Consider the following 22,661-nt stretch of genomic DNA (forward strand, 5'->3'; position numbering starts at 1 on the left):
AGCAGCTAAGTTCTAGTATCTAGCTTGATTTCAATGCTCTAAGCATTTCCCTTTTACCTGGGGGACCAGGTAAACGTTCAACCTCGAATCCTGAAGCCTGCATAGCACGTCTTACACTTCCCTTAGCGGAATAGGTAACCAAAACTCCATTTGGCCTTAAGGCTCTGTACATTTTTTGGAATATTTCTTCAGTCCAAAGATCGGGTTGTACACGTGCCCCAAAAGCATCAAAATAAATGAGGTCAAATTGGTTTTGACTGTCTACCTCCTTGAAAAACTTTTGATTTTTGATTAAACTAAACTTTGAATCAATTTTAGACCATTCCTCCCATTTTGCCTTATGAAGAGCCTCAAATTCTCTGCTGTAATTGGAATTAATCAGTTCCACGTAATTCATTTCTTGAATTTCGTTCTCGGACACTGGATAGGCCTCAATTCCTGTGTAATGAATCTCTAAGTTTAAATCTTGAACTGTCAAAAGCGTTAAAAAGGCATTGAGCCCAGTACCAAAACCAATTTCCATAATGCTTATGGAATTTTCTTGCCCATTACTATGGATTTGGTGATAAGAAAAAAGCAAACCATGTTTTATAAAGACATGATTTGCTTCCTGAATAGCACCGTGAATGGAATGGTATTGCTCATTCCAATCCTCTATTTGAATGGTTTTAGAACCATCCGCAGTGGTAATAATCTTTCGCTTCAATCTATTGAATCAAGAGTTTTTTGATTCTTGGAATCGGCCCTACACACTCAGTCTTATGACAAGACAAACATATATTAATGTTGTCATTAAAACGTGTTTTCAAGTCTTCGGTATTAAGGCTATCAGTGACTCTTAATTGAGTTTGTAAATAGACTGGAGCATAAGCCTTAAATATCTTTGATGGATCCGCACTATCCGTCATTTCAGCGGTTTGAATAGCTTTAAATGTTTCAGGCATATGAGTTAACTCATTCCCTGAAGTAATTTCTTTTTTCAGCTGCTCATTGTAATCATAGAATTCTTGCATCAACACGGCCATCTCAGATGGCTGATACATGACGTATTCTTTTTCAGATGAAGATTGATCCTCTTTTTTATCAGATTTGCAAGACCAAAAGACCAATAGAACTAGGAGTCCGAGAAAATGACTATTCTTTAAGTAATACACCATCAGCTATAAAGGCATATGAAAATTCAGGTTCAGTAATGGCATCAATCTCTTCTTGAGATTTTCCTGCATCCTCTGCATAGTGCTTCAATTCCTCCACGCTGGTTTCAGTTACATAGGCCTGGCCGTTAATAATTGCTTCACCACTGGCATTTAAAGGCACAAAAAAGCCATAATCTTTGAATGTAACTCTTACTGTTTTATCATTTCCCATATCCAACTTCATCCAACAACCTTTTTTTGAACATACATCAACAATGGTTCCAGAGGTCTTAACCTGAATAGTATCCCCTTCCTTCATGGCATCGAATTTCACCATCAATTCAGAAGTGCTAAGAACTCCTTCATCTGAGATTTCATCACCAAATGATGCATAGGCGAATTCTTTTTCTACTGTTTCAGGTGCAACTGTAACTTCTGTAGTTTTCTTCTCATTTTTACAGCTTAAAACAGCTAGTGCTAATAGTATTAAAATTCGTTTCATGGAACTATAATTTTGGATTGATTTAAGAGATACAAATTTACGGATTTTAAGGGAATATTATGTTTTTTTAAGCGGCTTATTCCGTACTTTTGCACAGTCATAAACCACTTCAATTATGAGTCTAATACACGCCAGTACTATCCAAATTACTAAAGCTTCAACCTCGAAAATCCATAGTGTTGATTTTGATAATTTGGAATTCGGAAAGGTGTTCACGGATCACATGTTTGTATGTGATTATGAAGATGGGGAATGGCAAAATCCACAGATCATCCCTTACCAGGCCTTATCAATGGAACCATCTGCTAGAGTATTCCATTATGGACAGGCTGTGTTTGAGGGAATGAAGGCTTATAAAGATGAAAAAGATCAAATCTGGTTATTTAGACCAGATCAAAATTTTGAGCGTATTAACAAGTCTTCCAAACGATTGGCGATTCCAGAATTTCCTGAAGCATATTTTTTTAATGGCTTAAACGAATTGCTAAAGCTAGACAGTGAATGGATAAAACCTGGTGTCGGGAATTCTTTATATCTAAGACCATTCGTTATTGCAACGGAACCAGCTATCTCTGCATCACCAGCACGTTCTTATAAATTCCTGATTATTTGTTCACCTGCAAAGGCTTATTATAATGAACCAGTGCGTGTACTGTTTGCAGAAAAGTTTAGCAGATCGGCCAATGGTGGAGTTGGTTTTGCTAAAGCCGCAGGTAACTATGCAGCTCAGTTTTACCCAACAAGCTTGGCGCAGCAAAAAGGATTTCAACAAATCATTTGGACTGACGCCAATACCCATGACTATCTTGAAGAAGCGGGTACCATGAATATTTTCTTTAGAATAGGTGATAAGTTACTGACGGCACCAACAAATGATAGAATTCTAGATGGAGTGACCAGAAAGAGTGTAATTCAACTGGCTGAAGATCTTGGTATCGAGTGTGAAGTGCGTGCTGTTAAGGTATCAGAAATAAAAGAAGCCGCCGGAAATGGTACTCTTAAAGAAATCTTTGGCGCTGGAACTGCAGCCGTCATAAGCGAGATCTCTGCCTTTGAACACGCTGATGATGTTTTTGAATTAGCACATGTTGAAGAAGGCTCCTACGGTAGTTTGTTCAAATCACATCTTTTAGACATCCAGCATAATAAGGCTGAAGATGCCCATGACTGGAGATACCTTGTTAAGTAAATCCAAGAATTCTATTTCTTTCTAATTCTTAAGGATAGCTTCTATATTAGGTTTAAAATAGTTAGGGCCCTTTAAGACCTTACCATCTTCTCGGTAAATAGGCTCACCGTTTTCCCCTAATTTGCTCATATTACTGCGCTGAATCTCTTCAAAGACTTCTTCAATTTTATGTTGCAGACCGTGCTCAATAATTGTTCCGCACAAAATGTATAACATATCTCCTAGAGCGTCAGCAACCTCAACCAAGTCATTGTCATTAGCCGCTTCTAAGTACTCTTCATTTTCTTCTCGCATCAATTTATAACGGAGTAAATTTTTATCCTTGCCTAAATCTGCTTTAGCAGTTTCTCTGTATCCTATTTTAAAAGCAGTGTGGAAAGCTTTGACGGCATTTATCTTATCTTGCATTGAATTTCGTTATTTTTATCATTATAAACTTCGCTCTAAAATTAACTAGATGTTTTCAAAAGGTCAATTGATATTTGCCATATTATTTTTTATTGCATTTGTCATCGTTATTACCTATACCTATCGCCGAGATCTCAAACTTCATAAGCGCTATTATAAAGGCACTGTTTGGGTACTTATTGCCTTTATAAGCTTTATAGCACTTATAGCTACCATCAAATTCATTTTTATGTAATAAAAAAAGCAGCTCAATGAGCTGCTTTAAAATATCATGATTTAAAGATCAATTAACCATCGGAAGGAAACTATAGTACTTACTATAATCCAACATTTGCTCAGCAAATCCTTTAGGTTGAATTACTTTGATTGCAACTATTTCACCGCTCTCATTCATTTCAGGAACTAATTCTGGATTAACAAATCCACTATAAGGGGCAGATGTAAATTGCGCATTACGCTCAAGCACCTCTGCATGTATTTCCTGATCAACCTTAACTCCATAACCTTCTACTAAGGCCTCAACAGCATCAAAATCACCTTCGGACTTAATACGCTGTGTCTCCCTTAATAATTCTCCAAATAAATCGTGCAATTTGTCATAATCATTAATGTTGAAATACGTTTTACCATCGCGCGAAACCTCTTCAATTACATTTTCTGAAGCGCCTTTTTCAAATACCCATGCACTCACCCATTGTCGGTTTCTCATATGTGCTTCTTCGACGTCGTCACCAAGATTAAGTCGGATCAATTGCGTCATTAAACCATTTCTTATATATCCATCATAGGCTGCCATTCCAACTTTTTTCCAATCCTCAACAAGACCAAGCTCTTGCAACTTTGGATTATATAAATAATACAATCCAACCAAATCTGCGCGTCCTTCTTCTAAAGTGGAGGCATAATTTTTTAAAGTCTCTTTGGTTTCTCCAACACCTTGGTTTAACTGACCTGATGCATGACCAATAACTTCATGTAAGGCCGTATGTAACTTATCGGCTAATTGACCATACGTTTCCTCTAATTCCAATTCTTCTTCATCATGTACAAACTCCTTTAAGCGACCACTACTTCCTGCATTATTATAGGCATGAATAATGTTTCCTAAAGAGACCGACTTACTCCCAACCTCTTTTCTAATCCAATTGGCATTTGGCAAGTTGACCCCAATTGGTGTGCTTGGTGAGGCATCACCGGCTTCGCCCGCAACAGTAACCACCTTATAGGTAACACCAACAACATTTTCCTTTTTATGTTCCTCCATAAGCGGCGAATTATCTTCAAACCACTGTGCATTATCAGACAATACCTTCATCTTCTGAGACATATCAAAATCATTAATCTGAACAATAGTCTCATAACTTCCTCTATAGCCAAGCGGATCATTATAAACTTCGATAAAACTGTTGATATAATCTACATTGCCCTCCGTAGCAGCAGTCCAGGCCACATTATAGTCATCCCAGATTTGAAGATCACCTGTTTTATAGTATTCTATCAGTAAACCTAAGGCTTCCCCCTGAGCAGGATTCTCAGCCACCCCCTGTGCTAGTTCTAACCATTTTATAATCTGGTCAATCGCAGTTCCATAAAGCCCACCTGACTTGTAAATTCGTTCCTTGATAACGCCATCTTCTTTGACCAATTGAGAGTTTAATCCAAAAGACAAAGGTCTGTTAGGGTCTGGAGATTCTTTAACACTGTAGTAGTCAATAACGTCCTGATTGGTAACATTGGGTCCATAAAAATTAACTGCAGACAAGGCTACATTATCAATACCCTTAGCCTGATTTACTTTTTTCGCATCACTATCATTAAAAATAACCTCTAGAGCTTCACCTTCAAGTTTGGTTCCTGTAGCGGAAATTAAGCTGTTCAAGTAATCCTTTGAAAACTCTGGCTTTATCTTATCATTACTGTAGTGATGGTGGATTCCATTACTAAACCAAACGCGCTTTAAATAAACCTCAAAACTTTGCCAATCCTCAGATGATCTATCTCCATCATAGTTTTTATAAATGTTTTCAAGCGCCGCACGGATCGTTAAGTTGTGGCGATAGTTTTGGTCCCACATTATATCTCTTCCAGCCAAACCCGCTTGGGTTAAATAGTAGACTAACTTTTGTTCTTTCAGTGATAAGTTCTCCCAACCAGGGATTTGATACCTTAATATCTTTAGATCGGCAAATTGCTCGACCATGAAATCAAATTCCACTTTAGTTTCTGCAACCTCAGATGGCACTTGTTTTTCATTTTTTGCATCATTACAACTTAAAGCCAACAAGGCAATTAAGCTAACTTTTAAGACGGTTTTTATTTGCATAAGTATTTATTTTGACCAACAAAAATAAGACTATTAAGCACTCCATAAAATGATATTCGTTATATTCGATTAATTCATTCTATTATGAAAACTATTAAAAATATTCTGATAGTTATTCTGGTTTTTATCATTGGATTTGCCATTTACGTGGGGACAAGACCGAGCGAGTTTAATTTTGAAAGGAGTTTGACTATAAAAGCACCTGCTGAAGTTCTTTATGACAAGGTAAACGACTTTAAAAACTGGCCAGAATTTTCACCATGGCTGGAACAAGACCCAAATGCAGCGCTTTCTTATGATAACACTACTCATGGAGTAGGCAGCTCATATAGCTGGGCAGGAGATATTCTTGGAGAGGGTTCAATGGAAACGACAAAAACTATTAAGAACCAATCGATTGCTCAAAAAATTAACATTATAAAGCCATTTGAAGCCAGTTCTAATATCAATTGGACCTTTGATGCTCAAGGTGCAGAGACCAAAGTTACCTGGCAAATGAACGGTGATCAGGATTTTGTATCCAAATTGTTCACTGTTTTTATGGGCTCTATTGAGGAGAATACTGGACCTGATTTTGAACGAGGATTGTTTAAACTTGACAGTATTATCCAAAGGGATATGAGGGTCTATTCCATTAAAGTCAATGGTATAGCAGAACATAGTGGGGGGTATTACCTTTATAAAACCACCTCTTGTAAATTTGCTGATTTTCAGAAAAAAATGGCAAGCATGATGCCAGAAATCGGGGCATACGCCATTAGCAATAATATTAGTTTTGCCGGTAGACCTTTTGTTCTTTACCAAAAATGGGATGAAGCCAATGATGCTATTATTTTTTCAACTTGTATCCCAACTACCACACGAATTATTTCCAAAGAACCTGACATACTCACAGGACAATTAGAACCATTTAAAGCCATAAGAACGACTCTTATTGGAGACTATTCCAACTTAAAGGAGACTTGGGAAACAACGATGTCTTATATAGAATCTAACAATCAAAAGATGGACGAATCAGGGCCTATGATAGAAATCTATATAAAAGACCATTCCTATTCATCAAACCCAGCAAAATGGGTGACAGATGTATTTGTACCTATTAAATGAGCTTTATGAAACAATTGGCATTAGTATTTGTAGGTGGTGGCTTTGGAAGTATCCTGAGATACCTTATTGGCAAATGGTTAAATAGTCCGGCCTCAGGAATTCCTTACGGTACGTTTGCTGCTAACGTTATTGGAAGCCTTTTAATTGGTATCATTCTAGGACTGGCTGCCAAAAATGAAAGCCTTACCCCAGATCAGACCCTATTATTAGCCTCTGGTTTCTGTGGAGGGTTTACAACATTTTCCACCTTTGCCTACGAAGCTCATGTGTTTTTAAAGGATGGCAATTTTTTTCATTTTGCCCTCTATGCTATTACTAGCTTTGTCCTTGGGTTTTTGGCCGTTTTTCTTGGAATGCACCTTGTGAAGTAGGCTTTACTTTTTATTAAACATCTTTACCCCTGCTCGTATCTCAGTATCCATAAAGTTAGTCCTTGGGACGATTGGGCAAGAATACTTTTCGTTATAAACACAAAGGGGATTGTAGGCAGAATTAAAATCAATTTCGATTGTAGCTCCTTCTGGTATTCTAAGGTTAATATAGCGTCCACCACCATATGTGGATTCGCCATTAGTGAGGTCCAAAAAGGGAAGAAACAAGTAGTCCTCTAAACCTTCAGTGTTCATATTTTCTTCACCCTGGTAGATGTTTAATTGAAACTCCCGATCCCCAATTGAAAAACTTGCAATTCCAAAAACTCGCTCTTTAGAGAGCCTCTCAGTCGTTGTTTTCATTTGGAACCAAGGGGCATCAGGTGTTCGTTCCAACTGAGCCATTACTTTGTACTCTTCATCAAAATCAAAAAAATCCAGACCATCAAAACTCTTAAGGTCTTCAGGTTTTAAAGGAGATTTAGATGCATCCTTAAATTCTGAATTCATTTTAATCTGAAATTCCGTTTCTCCTTTTATGGGTGTTTTTTTCTGTGAACAGGAGGTACTAAATAGTAGTATTACAAGAATAAGTAACTGTCTCAAGGTATTTTTTTATAATTCAAAAGTACCACTTATCAATATTTGTTGTAGTTTCGATGCAGATAAAAAAATTTATGTCAATAAAGGTCACAAATAGATGTCAAAACTGGACAATTGGATTTCCAATAGCCCGGGTGCATCATGTGTTGTGATAATAGTTATATACAATTAAACAATATTTGAAATCCGGCTTTGCAGCCGGATTTTTTATTTTAAAAATTAATCAGTGAAAAATTTATTTAATCATTACATCAGTTCCTTTAAAGGGTTGGTGCCAGAAATCTGGATACTGTCTTTAGTGACATTCATTAACAGAGCAGGTGCCATGGTAATTCCATTTCTGTCCATTTATTTGGTTGAAGAAAAGGGTTTGACATTTCCTCAAGTTGGAATGATCATGACCTGTTTTGGAATTGGCTCGCTACTTGGTAATTATTTAGGTGGGTTTCTAACTGATAAAATCGGGTTCTATAAAACTATTGTATTGAGTCTATTCTTTGGTGGCATTGGTTTCATATGCATCCAATTTCTCAATTCGTTTATCGGCCTCTGTCTCGGGATTCTCACCTTAATGATTGCAGTTGATACCTATAGACCGGGAGTCTTTGTGGCTGCTGATGTTTACGGTGATGGCAAGGAAACGACACGAAATATTGGTCTAATTAGACTCGCTATTAATATTGGTTTTTCCATTGGTCCTGTCATTGGCGGCCTCTTAATAGCCAAAGTTAGCTACAGTTCTATTTTCTGGATTGATGGAGTGACTTGTATGCTTGCTTCCTTATTATTGCTTTTACTACTCAAGCCAAAGGAACAGAAACAAAAAGAGGAATCTAAGCAAGTTATCAAAGAGGGTGTGTCACCATTTAAAAATGCTTTGTTTTTACTTTTCTTTTTAATAATGGCACTCAATAGTATCTCATTTGTTCAATACTTTTCTGCTGTTCCCTTGTATTACAGTGAGGTTCATGGTTTAAGTGAAGATACTATTGGCTTACTCTTTTTAATTAATGGATCCATGATTGTAATTTTTGAGATGCCCCTTATTGCGTGGTTGGAACGTCTTAAGTTATCCAAATCCATGGCGACCTTTTGGGGTATAGGGTTGTTAGCAGTTAGCTTAATCATTCTAAATATCTCAAATTGGTTTGGCGTGCTTATTATTGGAATGATTCTCATGACCCTTGGTGAAATGATTGGATCCCCTTTTGCTAGTTCTCTTGCCCTTGACATGGCACCAAAAGGCCGAAAGGGTAGTTATATGGGCTTGTTTAGTATTAGCTTCTCAATTTCTCATATCATTGGGCACAATGCAGCATTAAACAGTATTGATGTTTTTGGGTACTCCAAAACGTGGGTATTTTTGTTTTGCACCCTTGCCTTGGCAGGATTACTTACTCTATATTTGAAGGCCAAACTAAAATCATCAAAGGAGTATGAGACTTATTAAAATTGGGCTGGGACTGTGTACACTGCTAATTCTCTGTAATTGTAATAATAGCTCGTCTACAGAACCGAATAAGAAACCCGTTAGTACCAAAAAAGTACTGCCTGATTTAGACCCTAACAGATACAATGTAGGTTTCCTAATCATGGATGGCACTTATAATACAGAATTCACAGCACCTTATGATATCTATCAACATACCATTTTTCGCGATAGTATTAAGGCTATGAATGTATTTACTATTGCTAATACAGATACTCCCATTACCACCTTTGAAGGATTAAAAATTTTGCCTGATTTTAATTATGTTACAGATAGTATTCCAAGGATTGATATTCTGGTAATACCTAGTGCGGAGCACCATCTCGATTCAGATCTGGAAAATGAGCAACTGTTGAACTTTGTTAAAAGAGTTGATCGACAAGCCATGTACATGATCTCTCATTGCGATGGTGCCTTTATATTGGCCAAGGCTGGTCTACTGAACAACTCGGTTTCAACAACCTTTCCTTCCGATATAGATACTATGAGGGAGATGTTCCCTCAACTAGATGTTAGAAAGGAGGTACTCTTTGTTCATGATGGCAAATACATTACCTCAGCCGGTGGCGCCAAATCCTTTGAGGCCTCCTTATATTTAGCAGAACTATTATATGGGAAAGCCATTGCTGATGACCTTGCAAAGGGACTAGTCATTGATTGGAATTTAGAAGCTGTACCCCACCTAATAATTCCTTCGGAATAGAATATTTATCTTTAAGTTCTAAAAACCGAACAAATGAAATTCATCCGCACAGGCGTAGTACTGCTACTATTGTTATGCCCACTATTATCCATATCACAATCTGTAACAGGAGATGGCCCCTTCTCTCAACTAATTATCAGAGGAGTTATGCTAATAAATGGCGATGGTTCACCTCCTAGGGGCCCCATTGATATTGTTGTTGAAGGCAATAAGATTGTAAGTATTAATGTAGTAGGATATCCTGGTGTTGAAATTAAGGATTCCAGCAGACCCCAATTAAAAGAAGGTGGTAAAGAATTAGACGCCACAGGTATGTACCTGCTACCTGGCTTTGTTGATATGCATGGTCATATTGGAGGGGTGGCTCAAGGAGCAGATTGGGATTACGTTTTTAAACTGTGGATGGCACACGGGATCACAACCATAAGAGAACCCAGTGGCCGAAGTATAGACTGGACCTTGGATTTGAAAAGACGTAGTGAAAAAAATGAAATTGTAGCGCCTAGGATATTCGCTTATACTGGTTTCGGCCAAACAACAGATAAGTTTAACCCACTCAATGATATTCCTATTAGTACCCCGGAACAAGCGAGAGAATGGGTTAGAGCCAATGCCAAAAATGGCGCTGACGGGGTTAAGTTTTTTGGTGCTGAACCTGAAATCATGGCTGCTGCACTTGACGAAAACAAAAAATTAGGGTTACGCTCGGCTTGTCATCACGCACAAATGAGTGTGGCCAGATGGAATGTGTTGCATTCAGCAAGGGCTGGTTTGACTACAATGGAACATTGGTATGGTCTTCCTGAGGCTTTGTTTTCAGATAGAACTGTCCAAAACTATCCCTTGGATTACAATTATCAGAATGAGCAAAACAGGTTTGAAGAAGCGGGTAAACTATGGGAACAAGCTGCCAAACCTTATACAGATAAATGGAATGCTGTAATGAACGAGTTACTTGATTTGGATTTTACCATAGATCCCACATTTAATATCTACGAAGCCAGTCGAGATTTACAACGCGCCAGACGTGCAGAGTGGCATGAGGATTACACCATGCCTTCTTTATGGAAATTCTACGAACCTAGTATGGTGAGTCATGGTAGTTATTGGCACGATTGGGGCACCGAACAAGAAATTGCGTGGAAACGTAATTACCAGCTTTGGATGACTTTCATCAATGAATATAAAAATCGAGGTGGTAGAGTAACTGTAGGGTCCGATTCAGGTTTTATTTATCAGTTGTATGGCTTCGCATATATCCGCGAAATGGAATTACTCAGAGAATCTGGATTTCATCCTTTAGAAGTAATCAGATCAGCAACTTTGAACGGTGCAGAAGCCCTTGGTTGGGGAGATAAGATTGGGAGTGTTCAAGTTGGTAAATTGGCAGACTTTGTTATAGTCGAAGAAAATCCGCTGGCCAACCTAAAAGTCCTCTATGGAACAGGGGCGGTGCGATTGACAGAAGAGAATGAAGTGGTAAGAGTTGGTGGAGTTAAGTATACAATCAAGGATGGTGTTATTTATGATGCTAAAGCATTGTTACGTCGCGTCAAAATCATGGTAGATGCTGAAAAAGCCAAAACCAACTGGAAGTTGACACAACCAGGAATGCAGAACTAATCTTTTAAGGGTTTAATATCATTGTTTTTAACCACATGAGACAAAACTATTTGGGTTTTGGTTTCACCATATACAATGAGTTGATCAATGAATGATTCGAGGTGTTTTTGATTTTTTAGAACCACCTCCATGACAATATTATCATTTCCGGTAATTCGATAGCAATTTATTACCTCATCATAGCTTCGTACTTTTTCTAAAAATGGTTTAAGCATGCCCATGAACGCTCTTAAGGTAATAATTGCCTTTAATTGGTAGTCTGCTTTAAATGGTGATACCACGGTTTTATAACCCTCTATTATTTCAGCATCTTCCATTTTTTTAATGCGTTCTGCTACGGCAGGAGAACTAATGCCCACCTGACGGCCAATTTCTGCATTGGACATGCGTGAATTGGACTGCAAACAGCCTAGAATTCTCCAATTAAGCTCATCAATTAACATAATTAAGCAGATTTATATATTTTTTTACTTTTTAAAGCAATTTAATTATTTTGATTTAATTTTTAATGTTGACTTCATTTAAATGGCAGTAATTTCGTTTAAATTGCTATTAGAATGAACCCAATGCTTTCGGCAACATTATCGGATCATCCGGTGTACCGAAAAGCACTTGAGATTTTTAGGATCTCTAAGTGCATTTCGTCTAACATGCGTGAAGATTTGAATACAATTAGCCAATATGGTGATGAAAACGAGTTAATCTATTTCTCAGGTGATATTGTACACCAGTCATTTAGTTTAGTTCCAGAAATTATCAAAGCTGAGGCGCAAAAACATTCAGAAGAAAAGTTCAAACACCTAGAAAGTTTGGATAGGCTTACTTTTAGATTGATTAATAGTTGTAAGCGTCTCGAACGCTCTAACAGCAATGGCAAAGACTTCTTACCTATTCTAAGAAGTGAAGTAAAGAAATTTAAAACCTTACAACGTCATTGGATGTTGACCCTATAACTAACTAACCAACCAAAGTTTAGGGAAAACGCCTTTCAGAAATGAAAGGCGTTTTGTTTTTACATATTTCTTCTGTATTGACCCCCTACCTCAAAGAGTGCTTGGGTAATCTGACCTAACGAGCATACCTTACAAACCTCCATCAATGATTCAAAGATGTTTTGATTGTTGATAGCCTTCAATTGAAGATCCTTCAATAATTCTATGGTATTATTATAATCATGAAGATTCTTCAACGTCTGGATTTGATACTCCTTTTCCTCGGTAGTTGCTCTAATGACCTCAGCGGGTTGCACGGTTGGTGAACCCTTACTGCTTAAGAAGGTATTTACCCCAATAATTGGAAACTCCCCATTGTGTTTTAAGGTTTCGTAATAAAGGCTTTCTTCTTGGATTTTAGATCGCTGATACATGGTCTCCATGGCACCGAGAACACCACCACGTTCAGTTAATCTATCAAACTCCATAAGTACGGCTTCCTCTACCAAATCAGTTAATTCTTCAATTATAAATGATCCTTGTATTGGGTTTTCATTTTTTGCAAGCCCTAATTCTTTGTTGATAATCAATTGGATCGCCATGGCACGTCTCACAGATTCCTCGGTTGGTGTCGTAATTGCCTCGTCATAAGCATTGGTATGTAATGAGTTACAATTATCATAAATCGCATATAAGGCCTGAAGTGTTGTTCTTATATCATTGAAATCAATTTCCTGAGCATGTAAACTTCTACCGGAGGTCTGGATATGGTACTTTAGCATTTGAGCCCTTGGATTAGCACCATACTTATGCTTAAGTGCTTTAGACCATATTTTTCGAGCAACTCTACCAATCACCGCATATTCAGGATCTATTCCGTTGGAGAAAAAGAAAGACAGATTAGGTCCAAACTTATTGATATCCATTCCTCTACTTAAATAATACTCTACATAAGTAAATCCATTGGCCAATGTAAAGGCCAACTGAGTAATTGGATTAGCACCGGCTTCCGCAATATGATATCCAGAAATAGAAACTGAATAGAAGTTTCTAACATTGTTATTAATAAAATACTCCTGAACATCACCCATCAAACGCAAGGCAAATTCGGTGGAAAAAATACAAGTGTTTTGTGCCTGATCCTCTTTAAGAATGTCTGCCTGAACAGTACCTCTCACCTGAGCTATGGTCCTGGCTTTAATATCCTCATATATGTCTTGGGGTAAAACTTGGTTCCCGGTAACTCCCAATAGCATTAATCCTAGACCATCATTTCCTTCTGGAATATCACCTTGATACGCAGGTCTTTCTTTGCCTTTATAAATCGCTTTGATCTTGTCTTCTACTTCTTGTTCAAGTCCGTTCTCCTTAATGTAGATTTCACATTGTTGATCAATAGCAGCATTCATAAAAAAGCCTAGCAACATTGGTGCCGGACCGTTAATTGTCATACTTACTGAGGTCATCGCATCTGCCAGATTAAAGCCAGAGTACAACTTCTTAGCATCGTCCAAACAACAAATACTCACACCCGAGTTACCAATTTTACCATAAATATCTGGTCGGTAGTCTGGATCGTTTCCATACAAGGTAACACTGTCAAAAGCAGTTGACAGTCGCTTTGCCGGCATACCTAAACTTACATAGTGAAAACGTCGGTTGGTACGTTCTGGTCCACCTTCACCCGCAAACATTCGTGTGGGATCTTCTCCCGTTCTTTTAAAAGGGTATAAACCTGAGGTATATGGAAACTCTCCAGGAACATTCTCCTGTAAGCACCATCTGAGGATATCACCCCATGCCTGATACTTTGGTAAGGCAACCTTTGGAATATCTGAATGCGATAAAGACTTTGTATGCGTCTCTATTTTAATCTCTTTATCTCTAACCTTAAACGAATATATAGGATCATTGTACCTATTGACCTTGTTTTGCCATCCTGTAATAATCTCCCAGTTATAGGGGTCCAAGTCCATCTTAACCCTGTCAAATTCAGATAGCAACAAGGTCATAAACTCCTCCCTGTCACTTCCAACCAGCCCCAGAATTTCTTCTTGATTAAGACCATTTTTTTCGAAGAAAGTACTTTCCGCCTCTATGGTCTTAACACCGGCAACAGAACATATAGTTTTAAAAATTCCGTATAGTTTTTGAGCAACTTCCACCTGGACATTTGCTGTGGCATCATAAGAGCGATTGTTCTCAGAGATCTCTGATAAGTAACGGGTTCGAGCTGGTGGAATAACAAAAATCTTCTCACTCATCTCTTCTGATATTTCAAAAGTCGATTGAAGATCAGCCTCAGTTTTCTCAACGATCTCATCCATAATAGCCTTGTACAAGGTGTTCATTCCAGGATCGTTAAACTGAGAAGCAATAGTTCCAAAAACTGGCATTGTATCTGGATCTGCATGCCATAGATTATGATTACGCATGTACTGCTTTTTGACATCTCGTAAAGCATCCAGTGCACCGCGCTTATCGAATTTATTAATGGCCACTAAATCAGCAAAGTCCAGCATATCAATTTTCTCAAGCTGAGTGGCTGCACCAAATTCTGGTGTCATCACATATAAAGACACATCGCTATGTTCCAAAATCTCTGTATCTGACTGACCTATACCTGAAGTTTCCAATATGATAAGATCGTATTCAGCTGCTTTAAGTACTTCAACAGCTTCATTAACATACTTAGATAATGCCAAATTGGACTGACGTGTAGCAAGACTTCGCATGTAGACTCTTGGATTGTTGATCGCATTCATACGAATTCTATCACCCAACAGTGCCCCCCCAGTTTTTCTCTTGGAAGGATCTACCGAAATTAATCCAACTGTCTTTTCTGGAAAGTCGATTAAAAATCGTCTAACCAGCTCATCCACCAAAGATGATTTACCGGCTCCCCCTGTTCCTGTAATTCCTAATACAGGAGTTTTTGAGGTCTTATTTTTTTCATGAATGGTAGTTAAGGCATTTTTAGCTACTTCTGGAAAATTCTCAGCAGCCGATATCACTCGCGCAATGGATTTAGGATCTTTTTCAGATAAGACCTTTACCTCCCCATTCAGCTGTTCGCCTATAGCATAATCGGATTGTTGTACCAAATCGTTGATCATCCCTTGAAGGCCCATTTCACGACCATCATCTGGAGAATAAATTCTGGTGATTCCATAATCCATTAACTCCTTAATCTCTTCTGGAAGGATGACTCCTCCTCCACCACCAAAAATCTTGATATGGCCAGCTCCTTTTTCCTGGAGCAAATCAAACATGTATTTAAAATACTCATTATGACCTCCCTGATATGAGGTCATAGCAATCGCATTTGCATCCTCTTGAATGGCGGTATTCACTACCTCTTCAACACTGCGATCATGACCTAAATGTATAACCTCGACACCTGTTGATTGAATAATTCGCCTCATAATATTTATGGCCGCATCATGACCATCAAATAAAGACGCTGCAGTTACTATTCTTATTTTATACTTGGGCTTGTAGGGAGCAATTTGTTCCATTCGTAAAATACATGCTATTTAGAGCCGCAAATTTACGGAATTTTCAATGAATGCCTGATTAGATTAAGAATTGTTTAGTAGCAAGTCTAGTCAGATTTTGGAGAATAGAGTCCATCGAATGCAACAACCGTATCAACTCCTTCGGCAAATACCTCCCAAAGCTGTCTTACTGAGCCATCTTCATTTTTGATCCATGTAATCTGGTTGTATGATAATTGATTCTTAGCATTGGGCTTGGGCTTGGATTTTAATACCATAGTATTTCCAACTCTCGATCCAGAAAGATGCAGGCTTTGACCTGAACTATCAATCCAAATCTGTTCCCATAGTTGTGTTGTAGCATTATAGAAATTATAGCTGGTTCCTGTATAGCCAGGAGTAGCACTTGTCCAATTTTCCTGAAGCACACAGTTGTTCTGAATTTTAACTATGGAATTATTTCCCGCTAATTTGCCGTTCTGGGTGACAGTCCACTCCCCTACCCAAAAGTCGAATTGAGAGTGTATTTCTTTGCAACAGTTGCATGAAGTTGATGTTTGACTATGTCCAAAATGAACGGCCAACACAATTGTTAGTACTAGGCTTAATTTTTTCATTGTTTGTGATTGACTATGTTAATTGATAGAAGTTATTAATCTACATTTAATTTATTACTAATACTATCATAACATTCAAACCTAAATAATAACTCACCTTTACAAAGCAAAAGATTAGTTAGATTTTATCTTTAATTTGGATTAGCAAAAGTTGGTTGAAAGTCGGTATTCCTATACCGGCTTTTTCTTTGCTAGTAATTGAAAGTAGTCGTATGCAAATTTCAGTCGGCTGCCGTACCAGGAAAACATTTCACCATCCACAATAGAGACTTTCTTATCGGGAAATAGATTCTTAAAGTAATTAAGGTGTTTGTCTTTAAATGGAAAGGGTTCTGACGACAAAAAAATCATATCTGCTGTCTGTAGGGCTGTATTATCCAATTCAATTTCAGGATATCTTGTGGAATTAGCGAAAACATTCTCATATCCTGCCTCATTGAGCATCACATCGATAAAGGTATTCTTAGCGGCCACCATATATGGAGTCTTCCAAATAAAATATGCCACCTTGCAAGATTTAGTATCTTGAATAGTGTCATGGAATTTATGTCTACAGGTTTGAATTTCTTGAACGAGCTTATCAGCAGCAGAATAAACGTTAAACAGGTCGCCATACATCCGAATTAGCTCAAAGCTATCATCGAGTGTATAAATATCACTGATATGCACTGGGGCAATTGCTTCTAACTCTTTAACTAACTCTGAGGTATTCTCTTCTTTGTTACAAAGAACAATATCTGGATTTAAAGCTTTAACCTTGTCAATTCTCACGGTTTTGGTACCACCAACTATAGTCTTTTGAGTGCGTAATTCTTTAGGATGAAAGCAGAATTTAGTGAGGCCTACAATATGGTCAGTAAGTCCTAAATCTACTAGTAATTCAGTCTGAGACGGCACTAAAGAAACAATACGCTGTGGTGGAGAATTTAATCTTAAAACTCTATGTAATTGGTCCTTTACTATCCTGGACTGACTCATAGTGCAGTCTTATGAAAGTAATTTTGACATTTGTAACTGCAGTTCTCGAGCTTTATTGGCAGCCGCTTCAGCAAAATCATGCTTATTAGAAGCATAAATAATACCTCTAGAAGAGTTTATCAATAACCCAATATCCTCGGTCATACCGTATTTACACACCTCTTCAAGGCTTCCTCCTTGGGCACCTACACCTGGCACCAACAAAAAGTTCTCTGGGATTATTTTACGAATGTCGCCAAGAAATTCCGCTTTAGTAGCACCAACCACATACATTAATTTATGAGCGTTTTGCCATTGCTTTGAAGTTTCCAAAACTGATTTATACAATTCCTGACCCTCTAAGGTTTTGGTCTGAAAATCAAAGGCACCCTGGTTTGAAGTTAAAGCCAATAAAATTGTGTGTTTGTCTTCAAATTCAAGGAAGGGCTCAACAGAATCCTTTCCCATATAGGGAGCTACAGTAACACTATCAAAACCCAGATCATTAAAAAAAGCCTTAGCATACATCCGACTGGTATTTCCAATATCACCACGCTTGGCATCTGCTATAGTATAGATTTCCGGATAATTGGAATTTAAATAAGAGATGGTTTTTTCAAGAGATTGCCAACCCTTTAGTCCATAAGCCTCATAAAAGGCCGTATTTGGTTTGTAAGCCACACATAAATGATGAGTCGCATCAATAACCGCCTTATTAAAGGCAAAAATGGGATCGTCTTCCTTTAATAAATGATGAGGAATCTTCTCGAGATCAACATCCAATCCAATACACAAAAAGGACTGCTTTCTTTTTATTTCTGAAATTAAGTTAGTGGTGGTCATTAAATTTGAAATGTGGTAATAATTAAATCAAATCGTCACTAGCCTTTAAAAGCTCAGTGTTTTCTGCCAACATTAGTTCGTCAATTATCTTTTGGATATCACCATTGATAATATTCGATAAATCATAAAGCGTTAACCCAATACGGTGATCGGTTACACGACCTTGAGGATAATTATAAGTTCGGATCTTGGCACTACGGTCACCAGAACTGACCATACTTTTTCGTTTCTCTGAATCCGCTGCTTGTTTCTTAGCCAATTCTAATTCGTAAAGTCGTGAACGCAGTACTTTCAATGCCTTTTCAAGGTTTTTATGAGACGACTTTTGATCTTGACAACTTACAATCATACCCGTTGGCTCGTGATGAAGTTTAATTGCTGAATAAGTGGTATTTACCGACTGCCCTCCAGGTCCTGTTGACGTGGTTCGCTCAATTCGAACCTCGCTCATATCCAACTCAACATCAAATTCTTCTGCTTCTGGAAGAACTATAACCGTAGCTGCGCTTGTATGCACACGGCCCTGCGTCTCTGTTTGTGGTACACGCTGGACACGGTGTACCCCAGCTTCAAATTTCATAGTACCGTAAACGTCCTCGCCAGAGACTTCAAAAATAATCTCCTTGAAGCCACCAGAGGTTCCCTCATTAAAATCAACAACATCAACACGCCAGCCACGACCCTCACAATATTTGGTATACATTCGATGTAAATCACCCGCAAATATGGAGGCCTCATCACCACCCGTACCAGCTCTGACCTCAACAACCACATTTTTGGCATCATCGGGGTCTTTGGGAATCAGCATAAACTTAATAGCTTCTTCAACTTCAGGAAGCTCAGACTTAGCTTCCTCAAGCTGCATCTTAGCCATTTCAACCATTTCAGCATCAGAGCCATCGGAAATAATTTCCTCTGCTTCTGAAATATTATTTAAAAGTGATTCGTAAACGTTTCCTTTTTCAACAATTTTCTTTAGATCCTTATACTCCTTGTTTAGCTTGATATATCGTTTCTGATCTGAAATAATATCAGGTTGTATAATAAGATCGTTAACCTCATCAAAACGCTGTTTGATGATCTGAATTTTCTCTAGCATTTATCTTGGAAATTGTGGCGTAAAAATACGATAAAATCTGAATTTGGATTTCTCTTTAGACCCAAGAGTCAACTCTGAAAATAATCATATATAAATTGCGTTTACTTAGTTAATATGCAACGTTTTCTAACAATTATGATTTTCTATAAACCCTTTATATGGTATTCATTTTCCATTAATGTGCTTATGGGAATATTTAATTTTGGATTAGTGTTTGCCGCGGTTACCAAACTGTTTATGCTTATTTTTTTATGGTACTATGTACATGAAACCAGACAAAAGAGACGTTTTCTATTCTTCAAAAATCTAGGCATCTCATCCAGAACGATCTTTGCTACCGTATTTATAGTAGACATTTTGCTTACATTAAGCTTTTTGATACTATTTAAGGAATTTAATTAACATGATATTAGAATTAGACAATGTAGAACTTTACTTTAAATCCAAACCAATTTTAAATAGTATTTATCTAAGAGCTGAGAGCGGCCATGTTACCACAATTATTGGTCGAAATGGTTCTGGTAAAAGCTCACTGCTCAAAATAATTTTTGGTGATCTTAAACCCAAGTATAAGCTATTAAGATTGGATAGTAAAGTAATTTTAAACCCATTATTTACACTTGGAAACGTAAAATACCTCCCTGAACATGCCTTTTGCCCAGATAGCATGAAGTTAGAAATGGCTTTTAAAAAGTTTCAGGTTAAATGGGATGAATTCAAAAATTTATTTCCTGATTTCAAACCTGGCGCTTCGGTAAAATTTAAGACCCTTTCGACTGGCGAACAACGATTGATTGAAGCCTTCATTATTTTAAAAAGCCCAGGAGATATTTGCCTTTTAGATGAACCTTTTAAATCATTAAGTCCCTTAGTGATCGAGCAAGTAAAGAAAATTATACTTCTTGAAAAGCAAAGCAAACTCATACTAACAGCTGATCACACTCTTGATCATTGGGAAGAATTGACCGATGTGTATTACGAGTTAAAAGAGAGAGGAATCAAAAGGTTACGAGCCTGATTCTTCCTTGTTAATTAATATATCCAGATCCACCACAACACCTATTCCCAGGAGTTGCTTCCACTGAACTCTAGGTCCAACTACCACGGTGGGAACGTTGGTTATCTCATCTCGTTCTACTAATGTATTAATATCATCATCGTAACGAATATGTGATCCAAAAAGTGCTTTAATGTATCTGTTAACCTGCATATCAAATGTAATTTCCCAGTCTACATCAATGTTTCCGAAACTGTTGATATAATCAGTATATAATCTAAGTAAACTTTTGACTTTAACATTTTCCCAGAGCTCATCCTCAAACTGATTGGTTAGCTGAATCCCAAATTCTCTCCGAATCCGTTTACCCTCTTTAATCACATTTCCATCCAAATCATATATCGCAGGCTCAACACCAAAGGCCCCTTCATTGGATAAATTTCGATCTAAAACAAAGGTAGTCTTAAAGGTAAGGGGAGACATGTATAAGGACAAGCGTTCAATATTTCTACCATACTCTACACCGGCACCAAAAAACAAGTAACCTGGCGCCATGAATCGCGAAATAGGGTTATCCGTATCAGGATAGTTAAACCCATCCGTAAATTGTGTACTAAAACTAAATCTTGCTGAGTAAAACCAGTTACTGTTTTTACTATTTTGGTAACCATAGTTTGAGATGACCTCAAATAAATCTTCTGTCTTTTGCAATTTCTGGTCTTGCTGGCTATTAACTCCATAACGCGCGTCTATAGAACTGTTCCAGAAGCTTTTTTCATCTTTAAACTTTGCTATATACTTGCCAGTAAATATTGCTGAAATCGAATTGACACCACCAGCATTCCAATTGGTAAATGACACTTGATTGATATAGACCCCAACCTCCTTTTTATTGTTCCAACCATAAAACTCCTGAACAACCTTAGGTTTAAGAAATAACGAATCTGGCTGTGCAAAAAGGGATTGTGCAAAGCCCAAGAATATAACAATCAATAATCGCGACAAATGGCGCATGATAACTTAATAACTAAAAGTTCCGAATTGGCTTTTAATGGTAAGTTCTTTTTTATCAGAGGCCTCAACCCTCCCTATGATTTGGGCGTCCACATTAAATGACTTTGAAATTTCAATCAGGTCTTCTGCAATTGCGGGATCAACATATAATTCCAGTCGATGACCACAGTTAAAGACTTGATACATTTCTTTCCAATTAGTTTTAGACTCTTCTTGTATCAATTTAAATAAAGGAGGTAATGGAAATAAATTATCTTTTATAATATGCAGCTGATCTACAAAGTGCAATATTTTAGTCTGAGCACCACCACTACAATGTACCATCCCATGAATGGTATCGCTATCATACTTATCCAGAATTTGTTTAACTATTGGAGCATAAGTTCTGGTAGGGGATAATACTAATTTTCCGGCATCTATTGGAGAACCAGCAACTGCATCCGTCAATTTCTTACTACCAGAATATACCAATTCAGTTGGCACCGCCTTGTCAAAACTTTCAGGAAACTTTTCTGCTAAATAACTTGCAAATACATCATGTCTGGCAGACGTTAATCCATTACTTCCCATACCACCATTATAAGTGGTTTCATAAGTGGCCTGCCCAAAAGAGGCTAACCCCACAATAACATCGCCAGGTTTGATATTAGCATTATCAATAACCTTACTTCGTTTTAATCTGGCTGTAACGGTAGAATCAACAATTATTGTTCTTACCAAATCACCAACGTCAGCCGTTTCACCACCAGTAGAGTGGATTTCAACACCAAATCCCTTTAACTCTGAGATCAATTCTTCGGTTCCATTAATGAGTGCGGAAATTACCTCACCTGGAATTAAGTTCTTGTTTCTACCTATGGTCGATGATAGCATAATCTTGTCTACTGCTCCCACGCAAATAAGATCATCAATATTCATAATCAAGGCATCTTGCGCGATACCCTTCCAAACAGACAAATCTCCTGTTTCCTTCCAATACATATATGCTAACGACGACTTGGTCCCAGCCCCATCTGCGTGCATTACCAAACAGTAATCCTCATCACTGGCTAGATAATCAGGTACAATCTTGCAAAAAGCTTTAGGAAAAAGACCTTTATCTACATTTGAAATGGCATTATGTACATCCTCTTTAGATGCAGAAACACCACGTTGAGCATATCGCTTACTAGTTTCACTACTCATTACAGAACTCCTTGAAATTTAATTGCAAAAGTAGTTTAATTAATGACTCCTGAAATAGTAGAATAT

General features: G+C 37.6%; 23 protein-coding genes. 9 read left to right on the top strand and 14 right to left on the bottom strand.

Annotated features, from left to right (window positions below; translation table 11 throughout):
- Positions 1-19: 19 nt before the first annotated feature.
- From mnmD to DN064_RS10180, 3 genes are all read right to left on the bottom strand, one after another.
- Entirely contained in the window at positions 20-706 is a 687-nt protein-coding gene (mnmD, locus tag DN064_RS10170; protein ID WP_115462537.1) for a tRNA (5-methylaminomethyl-2-thiouridine)(34)-methyltransferase MnmD, read from the bottom strand.
- Between the two features lies 1 nt (position 707).
- Positions 708-1,043: a hypothetical protein gene (locus tag DN064_RS10175; RefSeq protein ID WP_157962287.1), complete on the bottom strand. Its 336-nt coding sequence runs from the start codon at positions 1,041-1,043 to the stop codon at positions 708-710.
- A 91-nt stretch (positions 1,044-1,134) separates the two neighbouring features.
- The gene (locus tag DN064_RS10180) at positions 1,135-1,638 is read right to left on the bottom strand and encodes a DUF4920 domain-containing protein (RefSeq protein WP_115462539.1); all 504 of its coding nucleotides are present in this window, start codon (positions 1,636-1,638) and stop codon (positions 1,135-1,137) included.
- A 115-nt stretch (positions 1,639-1,753) separates the two neighbouring features.
- Here DN064_RS10180 and DN064_RS10185 point away from each other — a divergent pair, with 115 nt between their 5' ends.
- The gene (locus tag DN064_RS10185) at positions 1,754-2,827 is read left to right on the top strand and encodes a branched-chain amino acid aminotransferase (RefSeq protein WP_115462540.1); all 1,074 of its coding nucleotides are present in this window, start codon (positions 1,754-1,756) and stop codon (positions 2,825-2,827) included.
- A gap of 21 nt (positions 2,828-2,848) precedes the next feature.
- Here the strand turns inward: DN064_RS10185 and DN064_RS10190 are convergent, their stop codons facing one another.
- The gene (locus DN064_RS10190; protein ID WP_115462541.1) at positions 2,849-3,235 is read right to left on the bottom strand and encodes a pyrophosphohydrolase domain-containing protein; all 387 of its coding nucleotides are present in this window, start codon (positions 3,233-3,235) and stop codon (positions 2,849-2,851) included.
- 49 nt (positions 3,236-3,284) lie between these two features.
- Between DN064_RS10190 and DN064_RS10195 the strand changes: the two genes are divergently transcribed.
- Entirely contained in the window at positions 3,285-3,470 is a 186-nt protein-coding gene (locus tag DN064_RS10195; protein ID WP_115462542.1) for a hypothetical protein, read from the top strand.
- Positions 3,471-3,518: 48 nt separating this feature from the next.
- Here DN064_RS10195 and DN064_RS10200 read toward each other — a convergent pair whose 3' ends face one another.
- Positions 3,519-5,558, bottom strand: coding sequence for a dipeptidyl-peptidase 3 family protein (locus DN064_RS10200; protein WP_115462543.1), 2,040 nt, complete (start codon positions 5,556-5,558; stop codon positions 3,519-3,521).
- Between the two features lie 84 nt (positions 5,559-5,642).
- On the opposite strand from DN064_RS10200, the gene DN064_RS10205 reads away from it, so the two are divergent.
- Both DN064_RS10205 and crcB read left to right on the top strand, forming a co-directional pair.
- Positions 5,643-6,665 (top strand): SRPBCC family protein, encoded by a 1,023-nt coding sequence (locus tag DN064_RS10205; RefSeq protein WP_115462544.1) that lies wholly within the window; start codon positions 5,643-5,645, stop codon positions 6,663-6,665.
- A 5-nt stretch (positions 6,666-6,670) separates the two neighbouring features.
- Positions 6,671-7,036, top strand: a complete 366-nt coding sequence (gene crcB, locus DN064_RS10210) for a fluoride efflux transporter CrcB (protein WP_115462623.1) — start codon at positions 6,671-6,673, stop codon at positions 7,034-7,036.
- Between the two features lie 3 nt (positions 7,037-7,039).
- Here the strand turns inward: crcB and DN064_RS10215 are convergent, their stop codons facing one another.
- Positions 7,040-7,642 carry a DUF1684 domain-containing protein gene (locus DN064_RS10215; RefSeq protein ID WP_115462545.1) on the bottom strand — a complete coding sequence of 201 codons (603 nt, stop codon included), beginning with the start codon at positions 7,640-7,642 and terminating at the stop codon, positions 7,040-7,042.
- Positions 7,643-7,865: 223 nt separating this feature from the next.
- Between DN064_RS10215 and DN064_RS10220 the strand changes: the two genes are divergently transcribed.
- Genes DN064_RS10220 through DN064_RS10230 form a run of 3 tightly spaced genes read left to right on the top strand, consistent with a single transcriptional unit; the run spans position 7,866 to position 11,454 of the window.
- Positions 7,866-9,089 (top strand): MFS transporter, encoded by a 1,224-nt coding sequence (locus DN064_RS10220; RefSeq protein ID WP_115462546.1) that lies wholly within the window; start codon positions 7,866-7,868, stop codon positions 9,087-9,089.
- The gene (locus DN064_RS10225) at positions 9,076-9,831 is read left to right on the top strand and encodes a DJ-1/PfpI family protein (protein ID WP_115462547.1); all 756 of its coding nucleotides are present in this window, start codon (positions 9,076-9,078) and stop codon (positions 9,829-9,831) included. Before DN064_RS10220 ends, DN064_RS10225 begins: the two co-directional genes overlap by 14 nt.
- A 33-nt stretch (positions 9,832-9,864) precedes the next feature.
- The gene (locus DN064_RS10230; RefSeq protein WP_115462548.1) at positions 9,865-11,454 is read left to right on the top strand and encodes an amidohydrolase family protein; all 1,590 of its coding nucleotides are present in this window, start codon (positions 9,865-9,867) and stop codon (positions 11,452-11,454) included.
- Here DN064_RS10230 and DN064_RS10235 read toward each other — a convergent pair.
- Positions 11,451-11,897, bottom strand: a complete 447-nt coding sequence (locus tag DN064_RS10235) for an Lrp/AsnC family transcriptional regulator (protein WP_115462549.1) — start codon at positions 11,895-11,897, stop codon at positions 11,451-11,453. The two genes, DN064_RS10230 and DN064_RS10235, sit on opposite strands and share 4 nt — an antisense overlap.
- A 114-nt stretch (positions 11,898-12,011) precedes the next feature.
- Between DN064_RS10235 and DN064_RS10240 the strand changes: the two genes are divergently transcribed.
- Positions 12,012-12,407: a hypothetical protein gene (locus DN064_RS10240; protein WP_317047368.1), complete on the top strand. Its 396-nt coding sequence runs from the start codon at positions 12,012-12,014 to the stop codon at positions 12,405-12,407.
- 59 nt (positions 12,408-12,466) lie between these two features.
- Here DN064_RS10240 and DN064_RS10245 read toward each other — a convergent pair whose 3' ends face one another.
- The 5 genes from DN064_RS10245 to prfA form a co-directional block, all read right to left on the bottom strand.
- The gene (locus DN064_RS10245) at positions 12,467-15,904 is read right to left on the bottom strand and encodes a methylmalonyl-CoA mutase family protein (protein ID WP_115462550.1); all 3,438 of its coding nucleotides are present in this window, start codon (positions 15,902-15,904) and stop codon (positions 12,467-12,469) included.
- 86 nt (positions 15,905-15,990) lie between these two features.
- Positions 15,991-16,500, bottom strand: coding sequence for a hypothetical protein (locus DN064_RS10250; protein ID WP_115462551.1), 510 nt, complete (start codon positions 16,498-16,500; stop codon positions 15,991-15,993).
- 171 nt (positions 16,501-16,671) lie between these two features.
- On the bottom strand, positions 16,672-17,478 hold the full coding sequence (locus DN064_RS10255; protein WP_115462552.1) for an ABC transporter substrate-binding protein: 807 nt from the start codon (positions 17,476-17,478) through the stop codon (positions 16,672-16,674).
- A gap of 9 nt (positions 17,479-17,487) precedes the next feature.
- Positions 17,488-18,300 carry an orotidine-5'-phosphate decarboxylase gene (gene pyrF, locus DN064_RS10260; protein ID WP_115462553.1) on the bottom strand — a complete coding sequence of 271 codons (813 nt, stop codon included), beginning with the start codon at positions 18,298-18,300 and terminating at the stop codon, positions 17,488-17,490.
- Positions 18,301-18,322: 22 nt separating this feature from the next.
- A complete protein-coding gene (prfA, locus tag DN064_RS10265) occupies positions 18,323-19,399 on the bottom strand; it encodes a peptide chain release factor 1 (RefSeq protein WP_115462554.1) in 1,077 nt (358 codons plus the stop codon).
- A 403-nt stretch (positions 19,400-19,802) separates the two neighbouring features.
- Between prfA and DN064_RS10275 the strand changes: the two genes are divergently transcribed.
- On the top strand, positions 19,803-20,417 hold the full coding sequence (locus tag DN064_RS10275) for an ATP-binding cassette domain-containing protein (protein ID WP_115462556.1): 615 nt from the start codon (positions 19,803-19,805) through the stop codon (positions 20,415-20,417).
- Here DN064_RS10275 and DN064_RS10280 read toward each other — a convergent pair.
- Both DN064_RS10280 and DN064_RS10285 read right to left on the bottom strand, forming a co-directional pair.
- Entirely contained in the window at positions 20,406-21,410 is a 1,005-nt protein-coding gene (locus DN064_RS10280; protein WP_115462557.1) for a DUF3078 domain-containing protein, read from the bottom strand. The two genes, DN064_RS10275 and DN064_RS10280, sit on opposite strands and share 12 nt — an antisense overlap.
- A gap of 6 nt (positions 21,411-21,416) precedes the next feature.
- Positions 21,417-22,595 (bottom strand): AIR synthase related protein, encoded by a 1,179-nt coding sequence (locus tag DN064_RS10285; RefSeq protein WP_115462558.1) that lies wholly within the window; start codon positions 22,593-22,595, stop codon positions 21,417-21,419.
- Between the last annotated feature and the right edge of the window lie 66 nt (positions 22,596-22,661).

The sequence above is a fragment of the Winogradskyella aurantiaca genome (assembly GCF_003362725.1).
Classification (GTDB): Bacteria; Bacteroidota; Bacteroidia; order Flavobacteriales; family Flavobacteriaceae; genus Winogradskyella_A; species Winogradskyella_A aurantiaca.